Here is a 17,827-nt window from a genome sequence, read left to right as displayed (position 1 = left end):
GTTACAGGAGCCACTGGAGTAACAGGAGTTACAGGAGTAACGGGAGCTACAGGAGTAACAGGTGAAACGGGAGCTACGGGTGCCACTGGAGCCACTGGAGCGACTGGAGTAACAGGAGTAACAGGTGAAACGGGAGCCACAGGTGCCACGGGAGTTACTGGAGTTACGGGAGCAACGGGAGTTACTGGAGTTACTGGAGTTACAGGAGCCACTGGAGCAACGGGTACGTTTGACTCTACTGCGACTATCGTGGGAGTAGGACCAAATGTAAGCTCCCAATTTAGCGAATTAAGAACAAATGAAAAAACGCCGCTCATTGAGTTGACTTCGGTATATGGCTTATCCAACCTAAGAGACATTGTTTCCACATTGGGCAGCGGTACAGTTGGAACTAATAATACGGAGTTTCAATTAACTACCTCAACCGGAGCTGATATTGCTATCCTTCAAAGCTCAGAAAGAGGAAGGTATGAATCAGGTTTAGCCGGAGAAGTAGGAATAGGTGTCCGTTTACCGGCTCCACCGACAGGAGCTCAAGTGGTGAGATGGGGCGTTTTTGACGATCAGAACGGCTTATTCTTTGGCCAGAGCGTAGCTAATGGAATATTTGTAGGAATAAGAAGAGCAAGTGTTGACACCATTATTCCTCAAGCATCTTGGAACGTGGATAAATTGGATGGAACTGGGCCAAGTGGAGCGACGCTTACTTTATCTAAAGGGAATATATTTCAAATCGTGTTTACTTGGTATGGGTATGGAGTAATCGAATTTAGAGTCGTCATCCCTGATCCTACGACTTTAGCACAAGAAGTAATTATAGTTAACCGATTCTCTCCGAATGGGCAAACGAGTCTGGCAGATCCTAATCTTCCTGTTCGTGCAGAAATCTTTAATAATGGTACGGCATCTGTACTCAATTTATTTGTTGGAGGAAGACAATATAGCGTATTAGGCAAATATAGTCCCGTTTTCAGGGTTACTTCTGAAAGAAGAACCGTAACTGCAACAGGAACGCGTACACCAATTTTGTCTTTTCAAAGAAAGGGAACCTTCCCGACAGGTTCGGGTAGGACGAATTCAGTGAGTATCAAACTAGAAGGTATTGATCTTGTAACTTCAGCGGATATTTACTATCAGATCGTACTAGGTGGAACAATTAATGGAGCTTTTGCAAACTTTCCAACTGCGACGACTAATATTCCAACTTCGGAGACAGCTCTTCTAGTTAACAGCACGCTAACGACAATAACAGGCGGTCAAGTACTATTACAAGGTTTAGCAGCTGGTACTGAGGGAAGTGCTAGAATATTAGCTTCTGCTTCATTATTGAATTTCCAGCTCCCTGATACTGAAATTGTCACTTTAGCCGTAGCGAATTTAAGTGGAGGTACTAACACTGTTACTGCCACCTTCAGTCTTACCGAAGAATGGTAATAAGTAAACGGAATGGGGGTATTTTTTCACCCCTTTCTGCAAAGGAGGATGTATTATGTCAGATATTATAATCTCGAATATTGGCCCAAATGTAAGTTCGCAATTCAATGAGCTAGTCGTCTCACAAAAAACTCCAATCGTTGAGTTAACTTCTGTATACGGTCTATCAGTGTTAAGAGATGCTGTTACGACTGTCGGGGGTGGGACGGTTACCAATAATGCAACGGAATATAATTTAACCAATACTGCTAACGGAATAGATTCGTCCATTTTAGAAAGCGTATTGCGAGGAAGGTACGAACCAGGCTTTGCAGGAGAAGCAGGAATTGGCGTTCGAATACCTTTGCTGCCGACAGGCAGTCAGATTGGACGATGGGGTTTGTTCGACAGTCAGAATGGAGCTTTTTTTGGAGTCAATAGTACAAATGTATTCGTAGTCATACGCAGAGGAGGAACCGATACAACAATTCCTCAAAGTTTATGGAATGTAGACCGATTAGACGGAACTGGACCAAGCGGAGCGACGCTCAATCTATCTAAAGGAAATATTTTTCATGTTCTTTTTACTTGGTATGGTTACGGAGTGATCGAATTTAGAGTAGTCATCCCTGATCCGTTGACGTTAGCGCAAGAGGTGATTACCGTTCATCGATTCTCTCCAACAGGCCAAACGAGTTTTGTTGATCCCAATCTTCCACTAAGAGCACAAATCGATAATAACGGAACCGCCGCAGCTTACAGCCTTTTTGTCGGAGGAAGACAATATAGTATTATTGGAAAATATGATCCTACCTTTAGAGTCACTTCGGAAAGGAGGAGAATTACAAACGTTACATCAACACAAACGCCCGTCATATCCTTTGCAAGGAAAGCGGTTTTCCCATCGGGATCAGCTAGAACGAATTCTGTTCAGGTGGATCTAGAAGAAATAAACATTATTTCATCCGTAGATCTTAGCTATCAAGTACTCTTGGGCGGAACGCTAAATGGATCATTTGTTAATTTCCCCACAGCTACAACGATCATTCCCGATAGTGAAACGGCCCTGTTGGTAAACAATTCTTCCACGACGATTATCGGGGGAGAAGTGGTATTTCAAGGTGTTACAGGAGGCGGGAAAGGCGATACCAGGATATTAGCATCATCAGAACTATTGGACTTCACACTTCCTGAAAATCAAATCGTAACATTAGCTGTGACAAATATTGGCGGGGGAGGCTCTAATACAGTTGATGTGGTATTTAGAGTAACCGAGAGTTGGTAAAACCCACTGATCGTAATAAGATTTAAAAATATTGAAAAAGTAGGATAATTATAAATAAGGCAAAAAAAGCAGTTGATAGAAGGATTTTAAGGGTATATCTTAAAAATAGAGTTACTAAATGATTTCTCAGTAATTAATTCATTAAAGATCTAATTATTATTCTCAACCACATTTTAAAGGGTCATTTAGTCTTAAGATATGAAGTATCAACACATATCTTATTTTTTTTGTAGTCATGTTCAATAACACTAAAGTGCCTACTCGGGTATATAACTTTGTTAGAATAAGGGTGTAATGATTCCCGAACACCCGAGAAGTTGTTGATTGCACGTTATTCCTTCATTAGCCGAAAGGAGATCATGTCGGAGACGTGTGGCTCTACCTATTGTAAGAGGACAAGAATATATACCTAATGGAATCCGCGATGGGTGCGGATTTTTTATTTTATAGGTACAAGTTCTTGTCCTTTGCTCGAGACAAGAACTTGTACTTATTTCCGACAATGGACAAGAACATGGTACTATTGCCGATTTGATTATTATCTAATAAGCAACTTCGTTTAGCTTCAATAACTCCCCAGGGTATCTGAAGCAGTTCAGCAGGAAACATGCTTTCACCTCTTCTGAGCAATGGGGTCCTTATCCTTTCTTTGGTGACACCTTTTAAGATTTGTTAGACCGTTTTCCAGACGCTGATTGCATTTTATGAGGATATTCAATTTATCTGTTCCAAGCTGTAGCCCTCCTTGTTATCTACTTCTTATTGAAGTCTCCTTTATGATCTTTAACATATTGCTCAAAGGTGATGGGGTTACGAGTTAGAATTTTTTCTAGGTCATGAGTTATCGTTTTTGCGGTACCAAACTTGGTCATCGTGTAGAGCATTGTCATCACATTTGCGAACCCCTTTGGCATGCCTCGTTTAATACATGTTTTTCGAAATGCAAAAACATTTGGGTTTTTATATACAATTTTCCGACCTAAGATTCTAGACATTATGGTAGCGACTTCATCATAGCTAAGGGCTTCGAGACCTGTTAATTCATATTTCTTATTCTCATGTCCTACATGGGTAAGGCATATTGCAGCGGCTTCTCCAATATCACGTGTATCAATGAAACTGGTTTTTGCCTTCCCTACAGGAATGTATAATTCGTTTCGAATCGAAATATCTTCACGGTGTGTGGTATTCAAATTCTGCATAAAGAAGCTTGGACGCAAGAAAGTGTAGGTAAAGCCTAATTCAAGGATCAAATTTTCGATTTTGTGATGTGGAACAACAAGGTTCTTTTCCACGCCGATTAAAGATACGAATACAATGTGCTCAACTCCAGCCGATTTAGCAGCTTGCAGGAAGGGGAGCATATCCTTTTTTGGTTTTGCTAGTTGAGGTGGACGTATTAAGAAGATTTTTTTTATGTCCTTGAGCACTGCTGGATAGGTGGAGGGTTGGAGAAAATCAAATGGTGCAATTTCTAAATTGGGATGCGGTTGAATAAATGTTTTTGCTCTCTCTATGTTGGTCACTACTGCTCGAACCTTTGCCTCTCGTTTGAGTAGCTCAGTTACAACGTTATTCCCGATATTCCCTGTAGATCCTGTTACTAATATGGTGGTCATATCGACTTCTCCTCAGAAATAGTTTTTACTACTTAGTTAGTGCACTTACTACATAATTATATTTATAGAATGCTTATACATTTGCATGATGTAGTGTAGATTCCACCTTTTGGAGATATCCAAAAAATTGTGTACATTCTCCAGGGGAAAGATCAGACAGTGATCTTATCATAACGCGCTCACTTGCTTCTTCAAGATGAGGAATAAGCTGCTTTGCTTCTTTTGTTAGTGACAATATAAAGGATCGTTTATCATGGGGATGAGGCTGCTTACGGATCATATTTTTCATCTCTAGGCGATTAATGATACCTGAAACGGTTGGTTTATCAAATTCAAGCTCGTGTGCAACGGATTTAGAAGTTCGTTCATTTAAGGAGCTATTCATTTCTTCTTTCATATCAATATTTTTTAAAACGGCCCATTGTGCTGGTGTTAGATCCAAAGATTCAAGCTCCTTTGCAAGTTCATACCGAAGATCCTTGGCGATTTTCATAATTAAATAACCGACTAATTTCATTTCAACCTCCATTGTTCAAGTTTTATGAATCACCCCACAGTGGTTAGTGTACTAACTATTTTAGGGTAAGTCAATATAATAAAAACAAAGTCGTATAAAATAAATTATTATCCTTTGAAACGGAATTAGTATGAATGAGAGAACTCATGTCTTGAATTGAATCAAATAAAGCGTAAGAAAAAAAAGCACTTCAAACTATGGTTTGTTGGAGAAATGAAGTAGAAATGGTAAAGGTTTATTCACATAAAGTTATGATTTTCGATCTTTAGTTAATGCGGAAGTAGACGCGGTAAACACGTTTATTGCCGGTCGTGTCGAAAAAGACTGTGATGAGTGTTTATCTTAGCTTACGTTTTTCACGTTTTGCTGGCGCGACCCCTTTAACAGGAATCCTAGCTAATCTCTTTTCAATGGCTTTCATTTTCACTTCTACGAAATACCTAACTCTTGTTGCCAATGAAAAAACACTTCCAAGGTTGTATTCTCTTGAATGTGATATAATAAAAGGCCCTATTGAAAACAGAGCATTTTTAATCGATACTCTACGAAAAAAATAAGGTTCCTTTAATTAGCGACCGATATGGCTATAATATACTGATAGATTCGATTACTGAGAACTAAGAAGTATATTAGTTTTGCCATATCAAAAAAACAGTCCTATAGTATTCATCCTCCTTTGTGGTCCGCAGGCTTTTTTATGATTACCGGAAATAACGGACTCGCTTGAGGGGAATTCTAGAGATGAGAGATATCTAAAATTCTAATCAGGATGAGGACGGAATTCATGAAGCAAACCTCCAGTAAAACTGAAGAAGATAAGAAATTGAAATGGTGGCAACTGAGCTTATTAGGTATAGCAGGGACTATAGGTACCGGATACTTTTTGGGCTCAGGTCTGGCGATCTCCATGGGTGGCCTGGGAGTACTGCTTGCCTACATTTTAGCGGCTGTTGGTACTTACGTCGTATTTGATGCATTGGCACGTATGACTGCAGAACATCCGGAGCAGGGATCATTCCGATCTTACGCCAAAATAGCATTTGGAGACTGGGCCGGGTTCGGGGGAGCGGCTGGGTATACTGGTTCTCAGAACTGTTGATAATAGGAAGTCAACTCACGGCATTGTCCATATTTTCACGATTTTGGTTCCCGGCAATACCGATGTGGGTATTTGCTGCCGGCTTTGCTATTGTAAGCCTGTTGATCGTGTTTTTCGGCAATAAGGGATTTGACAGGGTTGAAATTATTCTGGCCATCATTAAAGTAGCGGCTATACTGATATTCCTTGTTATTGCTGGGGTTCTTCTGGCGGGTTGGATCGGCGGTTCTAAGTTCACACCGAAAGTTCCACTTGGTTTTAAAGCATTGTTTCCGTCAGGAGGTATCGGATTGTGGTCTGCCTTTATTTATGCTTTTTATGCCTATGGTGGAATTGAGGTGCTGGGGATAATGTCCTACAGGCTAAAGGAACCTAAGGAAGCCCCAAAAGCGGGTAAGGTGATGCTGTTGGGACTGGCAACTTTATATGTTCTGTCAATCGGACTTGCGGTAATCATGGTGCCGCTTAGTGCTTTTAATCCAAAAGAAAGTCCTTTTGTTCACGCGCTTAGCAGCGACCATCTGGCCTTTGTGCCGCATTTGTTTAACGGGGTGCTGATCATTGCTGGGTTCTCCAAGATGACAGCATCGCTTGCTACGTCATACCCGTGCCTGTGTTTGAGCTCACTGTTCTTCGCCTCAATTTTGTATCGTTCTTGGAACGCCATTTGTTCGGTATGCTCAGCGGATTTGATACTCACCGAATAGGTTTTGCTCTTCGCTCCTTCAGTGTAGCACCCTTCCTTGAATGGACATCTCTTGCATAGTTCCACATTGAAGTAGTAGGTATGCGTTTGGTTGTTGTTAACCCCATTTTTTCCTTGACGTGCTTTTCGGACTGCCATATGGCCAGCCTTACACACATACATGCCTGCATCTTTATTATATTGGAACTCCTCTTCTTTCTTGCGTTTTCCTTGTGTAATGAGTGGATTGAGTTTGGCGATAAGTTCAATTTCCTTTTCTTTGGTGTACATGATGTTGTCTTTTTCCGAGTAAGCCGTGTCACCGATTACGGATCTGACTTCCATGCCCGTTGCCTTGCTTTTCTCAATCAACGTTTGTAACTGTTTCCCGTCATTCTTTTCGCCCGTCGTGACAATCGCTGCCGTAATAATCCTTTCCTCGGTCATGGCTATATGCGTTTTGTATCCGAGAAACGAGGAGTCGGCGCTTTTATGCCCTACTTTTGCATCTTGGTCTTTTGAGATTCTCAGTTGCTCCAGGTCGTCAGTGACCGTTTCTTTTAAGAGATTCAATGGTTCTTTAATCTTCGGCAACTCGCAAATGCCGCCTTCAGCTTCAAGCACAGCAATAAGTTTTTGACAGTAGCCGAGTTCATCCATCGCTGGTGGTTTTAGCCGGGAACTTAGCCTTAAGCGTTTCATCCGCCTTATAGATCGCTTTTCTCAACTTGAGGGAACGATCTAAAAAGATTTCCCGAGGGGATTTTTGGTTGTAACGAGCTTTCGTATGGGTTGCATCGACAATGATGGCTTTGCATTTTATAATGCCCTTCTCAAGCGCAAATTTCCACTGTTTTGCTCACTAGCATGTCGAGCAGGTTTAAGTCTTTCAGCCGTAACTTTCGGAACTTGGTTAGCGAACTGGCATCAATCACCGGATCTTCTGGTGCCATATCGAGAAAGCACTTGAACGACATGTCGTACTTGGAACGCTCGACAATGTCAATGTCAGACAGCTCAAAAATCGCCTTCAGTAGCAAGTACTTGAACATTCGAATGGGATCGATCGCATTTCGGCCATTATCCAGACAATAGAGTTCTTACAATTCTTCATAAACAAAGGAGAAATCCACTAACTCATTGATTTGCCGCAACATATTATCCTTCGGTATCACCAAGTTATAGAGTTCTATATAAGGATTAAAGTAATGGTATGTTGTTGTTGGATCATCTCAATCATCTACTTGATATAATACCTTGATTATACAGAGAAAAGACACAATCTCCTCAAAAAAACGTGAGAAGATTGTGCCTCTTTCATAATTAGGACTTTTTCAGTGGCCTTGAATACTTAGGGGGTGTATTTTTTCGAGAAAAAGAGAGAACTAATTAAATTATATTCAGAGGAAGTAAGGAAGGAGGCCGTTTACACGAGAATGCTCTAGTTGAACACCGGTAGAAGAAGTATTGTCGTTAATCATAACTATTAAAGAAATATATTGCCAAAGTAAACATTTGATATTTAAACACACGCAGTTCGAGCATCGGTTCTTAAAGCATTCTGGTATCTAACAAATTTACAATACTAATAGGTACCGGCGATGAGCTGCCGGCGATGCAGACGATGCATCATGTCTAACCACACGCTCGTCGAAGTCTCGTAATCCGCGGCTTTTTTGTTTAATTATTCAAGTGATTGAGTCTGTTTGAGTGTTTAGGTGTTTGTCGAAAAAATTTGGCAAAATAATATCTTAACTTGTTTATATTTTGGAATAAAAATGCGGGATAGGGCAAACCTATTATTAGATTTCTTTCCCTGACACAAAAAAATGTTTACATGAAATGGAGTGAAAAAATGAAAACTTTCAGCGTCATAGCCTTGATTTTGTTGATTGTAGGTGGGCTTAATTGGCTTTTGGTGGGATTATTCCAGTATGATCTGGTTGCTTCGATTTTCGGCGGTCAGGATTCATGGTTTGCCCGCACCATCTATATAATCGTTGGCATATGTGCAATTTACGCATTTAAATTTATTAATGATGTGAGTAACGGCGCGGAAGCCAAGTAAAATATGTAACATGCTGCTCATCAGGCGGCATGTTTTTTTGTTTTGGGCCGTATAGCTAAGGTCGAGAAAATAAAAAAACAGGGAGAAGTTCTCCTTGGTCTTTCCAAGTGATGATTACCGGTGTTCAAATAGGTCAATCGCACCCAATACGACATGTGCTAGACCAAAACCAAGCACACCTACGACAGCAAGTATATACTTGCTTCCAAGCAGTGAAGCCGCTGAAGCCGTAACCACTGTTCCAAGAACTGTATTGATCAATCCTTCCGCAATGTAATCACTCCTGTTTGGTTTGTTGAAAGACAGAAATTATTATGAATCAAGTAAAATAAAATATTCAATTCTCAATGGAAGTTTTTTTTCAGGAAGAAGATTAAGCAACCGGGTAGGATAGTGAATTTACTTTGGAGAATAGTTGATGCAATGTAGATATGAAGGTATCGATATACAAAATAATAATGAGCATTTGGTTACATTCCTGTTGGTACTGTAATTTTTATGAATACTTAAGTTGATTGGCACCCATACTAAACGTTAAAGGAGCGTGATATCACATGAGTGGAAATGCAGAACTTTTGAATTTTATATATCAGAACTCTCAAATGGGGGTAGATACAATACACCAGTTGATTGGCATTGTCGAAGATGAAAATTTCAAGAAACATTTACATTCCCAGTTGAATGAGTACCAAGAAATTAATAATACTGCCAGGTCACTACTAAATAATAACGGTTATGATGAAAAAGGGATTAGCACATTTGACAAAATCAAAACCTATCTGATGATCAACATGCAAACGCTGACCAACAAATCACCTTCTCATATTTCTGAAATGCTAATTATAGGAAGTAATATGGGTGTAATTGATGCGGTGAAGAACATCAAACGATACCAACAGGCAGAACATCAGATTGTAGGTCTCATGGATAAGCTGTTGAGGTTTGAGGAAAATAACATTCAACAATTAAAAAAATTTCTGTAAAGATCTCCAAGCCACTCTATGGATTCGATAATTCAACATCCAAAATTCTTAAAAATATATTGATGAAAATGAACAAAATAATTTCAAAACCTTTCTGATTCAGAAATTGAAATCAGTTGGATTTTTATTAGTTTTGAATGGGTGGTGGGGCTAGCAAGGAATATAATTGGACTACTAGAATAGTTAAGTCATGCTTTACAGGCCAAGAATAAACCTTTAAAGGTACTTAGGTGCATTTATTTGTGTTTGAATCTTGTATAATACTGGTCAGAAAAAGCTGACAACCTGAAACATGCAGTATTCGCTTCCGAACAGGTGATTCTGCGTTTGTGGGAGTGGGCACATAAAGAAGACTTGAAAGTTGACAAAAAAATATGGGAGATTTTTTACGCGATCGATGATACACGCCGCCAAATTAATAATAAATACCTTGAGAAAATCACTCCTCATTGCTTGGTTCACGATGTTCTCAGTGGGTATGGTTCAGAGCAAATAGAGTATCTATTATTAGTCTATGAACAAATCGAAATCATTTCAATTGATAGGACTAGACTTCATCTATGCTGAAGATTCCCTCGGACAGGATGAACCTAATGCCCATCTTCATTACATGGCTCAGTAGGCTGCGCACGCATTACAAGGACTTATTTCAAAATCATAATATAAGTCATTTCCCCGTTTACGATTCACATATCAATGATATTACATGGCTAACATACGATGGATTTTTACCGCTTACTATCCAATTGTAAAGATTAGTGAAAAATTGTAAGAGGACAAGAACATATACCTATTGGAACCCGCTCTAGGCGGGCTTTTTTAATTTTATGGTTATAGGTTCTTGTCCTTTGCTCGAGACAAGAACCTGTAACTATTGCCGACAATGGACAAGAACTTGTACCGTTAGCCGCGAAGTCAAGTTCAGGGCGTTTATTAGCGTTCCAAGTAGGTTCGAATCAATTGTACTCCACAACACGGCATCTTTCGGAAGACAATAAAATATCTAATGCTAATCATCAACATAGGTCAAGAATAAATTACGGTGGACTATGATGATTAAGCTATACCAGCTAATAGCTTGTCAAGATTACCAGTAAAGTGAAGCATATTCATGTGGTATATTTAAAAGCAAGCAAACCAAATAACCCTCCAATTTCATTTCATTTGGAAGGTTATACCACTGCTTTCATATTAAGCAGACCGGAATGTCTTTTTGTTTTTCATGATGGCATATAGCCAATGAACCAATTTATTGGCACATGCGACCAGAGCCACTTTATGTGGTTTTCCTTCGGCTCTCTTACGATCGTAGAACTCTTTGATTCGAATATTGCGAGCGCGGATTAAGCCACATTGGACAGCCAAAACTAATGCATATCGAAGCTGCCTGGAACCGCGTTTCGTGATTCGATTTCGAGTTGCCGTGAACTTGCCCGAAGCAAAGACACTTGGATCAATGCCTGCAAAAGCGACTAGCTTTTTGGGATGATCAAATCGGTCGACTTCTCCAATTTCAGATAAAATTGTTGCCGCAATTTTATGTCCAATACCGGGAATCGACTGAATTAATTCAAATTCTTCAATTTCTTCAGCCAGAGCATCTATGTTCTGTTCCAATCCTGTAAGATGCTCTTGGTATTGAAGAATGAGGGTAATAAGGACTTTCAAATTAATTAAGTGGCTTGCGTACATGGTTTGCTGAAATGGGTTTTGTTTTGCTGCATCTAGCAGCCGTTGAACGCGTTGGTTAATCCAATCCTCTGAACGTCCTCGTTTGGAAGAAAGCAGTTCTTTCATTTTAGCTTTGAGTGTATCTTCATCCGTCTGCAAAACCAAATATGAGGTTGGGAATTCACTTAAAAACCGTAGCGAGATACCTGAATACATAGATCCAAAGACACCTTTGTAAGCAGGGAAGACCTGATCTAGAACAGCTTGGAATTGCAGTTTAGTCTGTACACACATTTTTGAAAGAGACTCATATTGCCTTATTAAATAGCGTAGATTGAGCAGTTGCACACCCCTTTTCTTAAAGGATTCAAACTCTTCTTTGTAGTACAACTCTCCCAAAAGATAAGCGTCAGCAGCATCCGTCTTTACTTTACGAAGCTGAGACTTCCTAAGCCGATTTGAGATGAGCGGATTAATGACAATGTAAATATATTGATGCTCCTCTAGGAACTGAACAACGGGGCTTTGGTAATGTCCGGTTGCTTCTAGAATAAGTAAAGGACGTTGTTTGGATACAGACTCAACGTCCTTTAAAACTTGATGGAGATTCGCTAGACCATGACGAGTGTGCTGGAAATGGAACGTCCCTCTGAATGGGTTTCCGCGCTCTAAAAAGGCTTGTCCATGGCTTTCTTCTTTAGAAATATCTAGACCGATAACTGGATTCATTTCATCTCTCCCTGTATGTTAGATTTACTGGCAGCCCCTACCTTTCCTCTTGTCGCTCCATAGCATCGCTTGTTATACGGGATCTTACGTCCCAACCAGCCTCAATCATGGTCATGACAAGTAGGGGTGAACATTATAGCGCTCGGGATCAAGTCCCACGGGCAGGTACGTTCGACCAGGCTACCTTAATCCTCTATGAAAATAAAAAAAGGATCAACCAGAAAGAACTGGTTGATCTCATAATACGAACGGGCAGGATAGCGTAATAAACGTCACTTCTTCGCTTACAACCTTTCCCTGTAATAAACGTTATATAAGTAACTAGGGTGATTGGGAAGGAAGATCAGGCTGTTAAATAGTCCAATGATGGAAACAAGGTGAAAGTACAAATTAATAATAAATTTTCGAAAAAGGAGTCGTTAAAGAATGAAACGAATATTTTCAGTGGTTTTTCTTATTTTTCTACTAGTAATTACTTCTTTACCTGCTTATGCTGCAGCTGCAACAAACATTCAAATCAAGGTTGACGGTGTTGTTATTCCATCCGAGGTGGATCCAGAAATCAGGAACACCCGTACAATGGTACCTTTGCGTGTTATCAGTGAAAATTTGGGAGCTAAGGTCAATTGGTCGGATTCGGAAGTGACTCTCACTAGAGGCGATATGCAAGTTATCTTAAAACTGAATAGCAGTACAGCGGTCAAAAACGGTAAGACGGTGCTACTAGATGTAAAACCATTTATAAAGAATAATCGTATAATTGTTCCACTTCGCTTTCTTGCAGAAACGTTTGGCTGTAATATCAATTATAGAAATTTGACAGTAACTGTCGATACCGAGCCATTGTTTATTGATGGTGTAAAAGTGACAGCATTGCAGCAAGATTTCCACATGACGATGGGCAGCGTAGTCAATCAAATCAAAGGAAATGCCAATATCGAAGCCATTTATAATAATTTTGTCGATAACAAAGGAAGCAAAGTCGAAGCTCCTTCTGATCCTACTTGGTCGGTTCAGTATGGGACGGGACAATATGATTTTTTGGATCAAGAAGGGAATAGCATCAAACGATTTGATATCTACTCTTTATCTCAAAGTTCACCAGAAGCCGCCCCTGAGGTTCACATTTATGATGCGACAGAAAATCAATGGTATTTGTTTAACGATGCAGCTAAAAAATCTATGTATCAGTTCATTGATACCGCAACAAAGAATGGTTTTCTGACGGTTATCAGCAATTCAGCTCCGTAAGGCAACCAATTTTATTATTGTGACTAACGAGTTTAAATAGAATAGTTCAGTAACAACGCACAGGCTGCCGACAAGTAGAAACGGCAGCCTTCATTGCGCTTTCATGAAGAACGCATTTACTTCCATAATCTGTGGTGCGGGCTTGCGCTGCATGTATGGCTAACGGCCAGTTTAGTGTGACCTTCCATTTTAAGAAGTGAAACAGACGGGACAACGGCTATAGAGTGAAGAGCGAGAAAACTTTTAGGAGTGAACAAATATGAGGATGTATTCTAAAAGAATTAGAATATTGATTGGTGTGGTTTTTATCGTTTGTGTAGTGGGCGGTGTAATGGTATTCCAAAGCACGTATGCTAAAAGTACGACTAATCAAAGCCACACAAATTCTTCTAACTATCATTCTTCTAACTATCCTGAAAATGAACATGGACAGACATACGGTTCTGCTGAAGAAGCCACCTCCGTTGAAATGCTACCTGATTTAATCCATGCAGGAAGTGTGAATGGCATTAAAGGGTATTTGCTGAAAATAGATTATCTCGGTGAACCTGGCGATGTCCCACTGTATAATGTTTATGGGAAAACCATAATTGGTTCTTTTCATATTGGCGCTAAGAATATGAACTATCCTAAAAATAAAAACGGAAAGACATATGGTTCTAGCGCAGATGCTACTTCTCCAGAAACGGAACCTGAATTAATTAGTGCTATAGGTGTGGATGGCACTGCAGGATATGTGCTGAAAAAAGCCTTAGACGGTGAGCTACCAAAATCACCCGAGGAAGCCATTGCGATACAGAACAGTAGATCACCAGGTGGTCGTGATATTCCGCTGTATGACGTTGATGGTGAAACCGTAATTGGTGTGTTCCATGTTGGAGGAAAGTAATAAAAAAGTATGTTTAGTGTTCCGCTAACGGGACACTATAGTTGAATAACACACAATGATGAGCAGGTGCTACGTATCCTGCTCATTTTTATTAAGCTAACGGGCAGTTATCCGCAACATTGAGATATTTATACCGTCCATATACTTACAGTTAAGAACATAAGAACATTAAGAACATAAGAACATTAAGAACATAAGAACATAAGAACATAAGAACATAAGAAGTAAGAGGGAATGGGCACATGTTCTTGTCTTTTAAGAGTACATGTTCTTGTCCTCAGACATCCCGTGTCGGAAGACAAGATTCTGTACCGCTAACCGATGATGATTAAGCTAACGGGCAGAATTGTCGAATAAAATCCAACAAATAATTCTGTGAAATATGATACAATGGCTTAATTCATACAATAATTTACAATGGGGGAATCAAAGAAATGACAGATAAATATTTATTTTTATTTGGGGCGAATCCTTCGTTAGAAGAAGCAAATGAGCTGTTTATACAAAAATCAGGAGGGCAAAACGCTAAAATAGTACTTTTAATCATGAATAGATCAGGATGGGAAGAATATCTACCTAGATATACAGATGTTTGGAAAAGAAATGGAGTAGTACATATTTCTGTTATCTTACCTGACGATAATGGAGAGTTAAACGAAAAAATAGCTGAAGAATTATTACAAGAAGCTACTGGGATTTTTATTGGAGGTGGAGATACGGAAAAATATCACGCTTATTATGCAATGGAACCAATAAAAAGCATATTAAAGGATTGTTATAGTAAAGGAGTTCCAATAGCTGGTTCTTCAGCAGGAGCATTAATTTTACCCGAAATTTGTTTGATTTCACCTAAAGATTCAAGCAATGGAGAAATGTTATCAAAAGCGGGAATTGGTTTGTTAAGTGACATTTTAATTGGTGTACATTTTACGGAATGGAATGATAAAGTTAATCTTTTAGAAGGTATGAAAAATCATAAAATCAGATATGGCATAGGTATTGACGAAGAAGCATGTGCTCTCTTTAAAAATGGTAAATTCGAATCAGAGTTTGGTGAATATGTACACCATATTGAAATAAATGATTAAGAACTTCTTTGTTAAACTAACGGGACACGATAGTTCAATCAAACAAGGAACAGTTTGCCATGGCAGCTGCTCCTTGTTTTCATTAAGTTAACGGGTAGTTATCCGCAACAATGATGATATTCTAAACGTACATATATTCACAGTTAAGAACTGAAGTAAGAGGGAATGGGTACATGTTCTTGTCCTCAGATCCCGACAAAAAAAAAGAGAGTAGAATAAATGATGATATGTACATATGTACAAAATACGGGTTTTGTGTTTAAGTATATGGAATTCATTGAGACAGGACTCATTTGAACTCTAGTGATTAATTTCACTAGTATTTTCACATTGTCTCATTAACTCTAAAATCATCTCTATTAAGTACTCTACTGTTAGACTTCAAGAATTGTTTACTGTTTCTATGTTGTAGTAGTTGTTGTCAGATTTTTTTAGAATATATCATGCAGGTTTTAAATAATTTCTATGCATCTCTTGAATAACTTTCTGATTATATTTCACACCATGAATTATATATAGATCCCAAATAAGAATAAGCAAAAAAGCAATGGATTTTCTAGTTAATCCCTACGATCGATTGAATATTCCATCACATTGTTATCTTACGATAATAACATATCCATTATTTTACTTTTAATTCCCTACCAAGAAAAAGACCGCATAATTGCGGCCAATTGCTTTTATTGTTAAATGGGTTTATAAATTATTTCTTTTCAGAAGAAATGAACTCTGGAATCTGAAGGCTTGATCTTTTTTCGACAACTAACGAATCAACACCATATTCACTCTGAATTCGATTCAACTGAGCCAAAGCCTCAGCTTCCGTATTGTAATACCCAGCCTCCACCAAGAACGAGCCTTGCTGATCTTTTAATACACGTAATCCCTCCAACTCAAACAGCATTTCTTCAACCATACCTATATCCTCTCCATAGGCCATCGACACCGTTCTTAAAGAGTATACAGGTGGAAGCTTTACAGTATTCTCCGTATCAGAGGTTAACTTAATGACGACCTGCGCTGGATCTTTATATTCTTTCACCTCATAGTTAACAGGTTCCTTAAACGTGATATTAAAACGTATCGCTGAATCGTCCATCGTAATAATTTGATATGCATCTTGAATGTAGTTGCTTTGTTTCAACGTCTCAAGATCTTTAGCAGCGGAGAATCTTCTTGCCCCACCAACGGAAATTGTCATTGTATTGGGGTTTTCAGTAAATTTCATATTAAATGAATTGGCTATCTGTTGTGCTTCATTATTTTGCGCAAAGTTCAAAATAATATGATCATTGCCCTTCTGTTGCTTCACCGTAATAAAATTAACATCTGTTCCATCTTGAATGACTCCGCCCCCGGCGTTCCCTTTGGAGAAATGTAACACACTCACTAATTTGCCGAGTACCGGCACCTGTTCTAGGCTGCCTGCGAAGGCAGGTAACGTATTGACACTGATTGTAAAAAAGACAAACATAGCCGCTACACTGGAGGTAATCCATTTCACACGGCGTTTTGTTGCGCGGGTTTTCTGTTGGTGAATCTTACCTTTTTCAATTCCACGACGAGTGGCCAAAGTTAGCTCATCAAGAATTTCGATATCATTATAGGCTTGCTGTAATCGTTTCAGTTTGTCATCCATTGTTGTCACTCTCCTCCAGATTTATTTTCAATTTCTCCAGTCCTCGGTAGATAATTGATTTGACAGTACTTAACGGCATATCCAATATATTTGCTATTTCCTTCATCGGCATATCCTCAAAGTACCTCATGACGATCGCGAGTCTCGTTTTCTCATCTAGAACACGCAAGGCTTCATATAAATCGATCGCATCTCCTCTATCTTCGGGGACATAGCTATCTTCAATATCTTTATCCATGTAAATGATTTTTTTGGATTTACGAATATAGTCCAGAGCGCAGTTAACGGATATTTTAATAAGCCATGTGCTAAAATATTGCGGTTTCTGTAATTTATGAATGGAAATAAAGGCCTTGTAGACTGTCTCTTGTACAATTTCCAGCGCATCATCCTTGTTCCTCACATATGACAATGCCATTCGGTATAAACGCCCCTGCATCTCGTTCATGAGTAAGGTAAAACTATATTCATCACCGCGGATTGCTTGTACTACCAAATCTTCTTGCTTCACGTGTTGCACGTCCTTCCTACTTGTCATTTGAATATATTTACCACCACACATACATATATTAGCTTCCATGCCATTTAACGCACCATAGTTACCGTTCATTATACTTGCTTTTTGTAGTTCTTCATGAAGTTTACAAGGATTAGACGCACAGGTTATGTTAAAAGACGCAAATAGATGAGAAGCATTATTTCCCTTTATTAATAGGGTTAGTTCTTCATGATAATTATTCACATAAAAAAACAGGAGAACCCTTATGTAATGATATGCTCCCCTTATAGTAGACAGAAAAAAGCAAGCCGATTAATCTGTCTATTATGGAGGGGATTTTTTTATGGGCGAAATTAGGAAGACTTACGATGTTGCATTTAAGAAAAAGGCAT

Annotated in this window: 14 protein-coding genes and 2 pseudogenes; 8 read left to right on the top strand and 8 right to left on the bottom strand. The window is 39.1% G+C overall.

Going from position 1 to position 17,827, the window contains the following annotated elements; all coding sequences use genetic code 11:
- Positions 1–1,434: hypothetical protein (locus PBAT_RS25800; RefSeq protein ID WP_211267841.1), on the top strand; the 1,434-nt coding region annotated here is incomplete at its 5' end.
- A gap of 55 nt (positions 1,435–1,489) precedes the next feature.
- A complete protein-coding gene (locus PBAT_RS19455; RefSeq protein ID WP_068652046.1) occupies positions 1,490–2,698 on the top strand; it encodes a hypothetical protein in 1,209 nt (402 codons plus the stop codon).
- A gap of 444 nt (positions 2,699–3,142) precedes the next feature.
- Here the strand turns inward: PBAT_RS19455 and PBAT_RS25340 are convergent, their stop codons facing one another.
- From PBAT_RS25340 to PBAT_RS19445, 3 genes are all read right to left on the bottom strand, one after another.
- Positions 3,143–3,307 carry a hypothetical protein gene (locus tag PBAT_RS25340; protein WP_157091330.1) on the bottom strand — a complete coding sequence of 55 codons (165 nt, stop codon included), beginning with the start codon at positions 3,305–3,307 and terminating at the stop codon, positions 3,143–3,145.
- Between the two features lie 143 nt (positions 3,308–3,450).
- A complete protein-coding gene (locus tag PBAT_RS19450) occupies positions 3,451–4,317 on the bottom strand; it encodes an SDR family oxidoreductase (protein ID WP_068652044.1) in 867 nt (288 codons plus the stop codon).
- Between the two features lie 73 nt (positions 4,318–4,390).
- The gene (locus PBAT_RS19445; protein ID WP_068652042.1) at positions 4,391–4,834 is read right to left on the bottom strand and encodes a MarR family winged helix-turn-helix transcriptional regulator; all 444 of its coding nucleotides are present in this window, start codon (positions 4,832–4,834) and stop codon (positions 4,391–4,393) included.
- 784 nt (positions 4,835–5,618) lie between these two features.
- Between PBAT_RS19445 and PBAT_RS19440 the strand changes: the two are divergent.
- A pseudogene (locus PBAT_RS19440) lies at positions 5,619–6,526 on the top strand (amino acid permease); the annotation flags it as partial.
- On the opposite strand, the pseudogene PBAT_RS19435 reads toward PBAT_RS19440, so the two are convergent.
- A pseudogene (locus PBAT_RS19435) lies at positions 6,433–7,849 on the bottom strand (IS1182 family transposase). The pseudogenes PBAT_RS19440 and PBAT_RS19435 overlap by 94 nt on opposite strands.
- A 624-nt stretch (positions 7,850–8,473) precedes the next feature.
- On the opposite strand from PBAT_RS19435, the gene PBAT_RS19430 reads away from it, so the two are divergent.
- Entirely contained in the window at positions 8,474–8,686 is a 213-nt protein-coding gene (locus PBAT_RS19430; RefSeq protein ID WP_068652040.1) for a DUF378 domain-containing protein, read from the top strand.
- Between the two features lie 114 nt (positions 8,687–8,800).
- Here the strand turns inward: PBAT_RS19430 and PBAT_RS19425 are convergent, their stop codons facing one another.
- Positions 8,801–8,959, bottom strand: a complete 159-nt coding sequence (locus tag PBAT_RS19425; protein ID WP_068652038.1) for an asparagine synthase — start codon at positions 8,957–8,959, stop codon at positions 8,801–8,803.
- 281 nt (positions 8,960–9,240) lie between these two features.
- On the opposite strand from PBAT_RS19425, the gene PBAT_RS19420 reads away from it, so the two are divergent.
- On the top strand, positions 9,241–9,669 hold the full coding sequence (locus PBAT_RS19420) for a hypothetical protein (protein WP_068652036.1): 429 nt from the start codon (positions 9,241–9,243) through the stop codon (positions 9,667–9,669).
- Between the two features lie 1,191 nt (positions 9,670–10,860).
- Here the strand turns inward: PBAT_RS19420 and PBAT_RS19410 are convergent.
- Positions 10,861–12,069, bottom strand: coding sequence for an IS110 family RNA-guided transposase (locus PBAT_RS19410; RefSeq protein ID WP_068652031.1), 1,209 nt, complete (start codon positions 12,067–12,069; stop codon positions 10,861–10,863).
- Between the two features lie 426 nt (positions 12,070–12,495).
- Here PBAT_RS19410 and PBAT_RS19405 point away from each other — a divergent pair, with 426 nt between their 5' ends.
- The 3 genes from PBAT_RS19405 (at position 12,496) to PBAT_RS19395 (ending at position 15,297) form a co-directional block, all read left to right on the top strand.
- Entirely contained in the window at positions 12,496–13,320 is an 825-nt protein-coding gene (locus PBAT_RS19405) for a copper amine oxidase N-terminal domain-containing protein (protein WP_068652029.1), read from the top strand.
- A 259-nt stretch (positions 13,321–13,579) separates the two neighbouring features.
- Positions 13,580–14,209 (top strand): hypothetical protein, encoded by a 630-nt coding sequence (locus PBAT_RS19400; protein ID WP_068652027.1) that lies wholly within the window; start codon positions 13,580–13,582, stop codon positions 14,207–14,209.
- 434 nt (positions 14,210–14,643) lie between these two features.
- On the top strand, positions 14,644–15,297 hold the full coding sequence (locus tag PBAT_RS19395) for a cyanophycinase (protein WP_068652025.1): 654 nt from the start codon (positions 14,644–14,646) through the stop codon (positions 15,295–15,297).
- A gap of 703 nt (positions 15,298–16,000) precedes the next feature.
- On the opposite strand, the gene PBAT_RS19390 is transcribed toward PBAT_RS19395, so the two are convergent.
- Both PBAT_RS19390 and PBAT_RS19385 read right to left on the bottom strand, forming a co-directional pair.
- Positions 16,001–16,936: a DUF4179 domain-containing protein gene (locus PBAT_RS19390; protein WP_068652023.1), complete on the bottom strand. Its 936-nt coding sequence runs from the start codon at positions 16,934–16,936 to the stop codon at positions 16,001–16,003.
- Positions 16,929–17,546: a sigma-70 family RNA polymerase sigma factor gene (locus PBAT_RS19385; RefSeq protein WP_246168249.1), complete on the bottom strand. Its 618-nt coding sequence runs from the start codon at positions 17,544–17,546 to the stop codon at positions 16,929–16,931. Before PBAT_RS19385 ends, PBAT_RS19390 begins: the two co-directional genes overlap by 8 nt.
- Between the last annotated feature and the right edge of the window lie 281 nt (positions 17,547–17,827).

The organism is Paenibacillus antarcticus (genome assembly GCF_001637225.1).
Taxonomy (GTDB): domain Bacteria; phylum Bacillota; class Bacilli; order Paenibacillales; family Paenibacillaceae; genus Paenibacillus_AQ; species Paenibacillus_AQ antarcticus.
The sequence above is the reverse complement of the archived record's forward strand: the minus strand, read 5'-3'. Positions and strand labels throughout refer to the sequence as shown.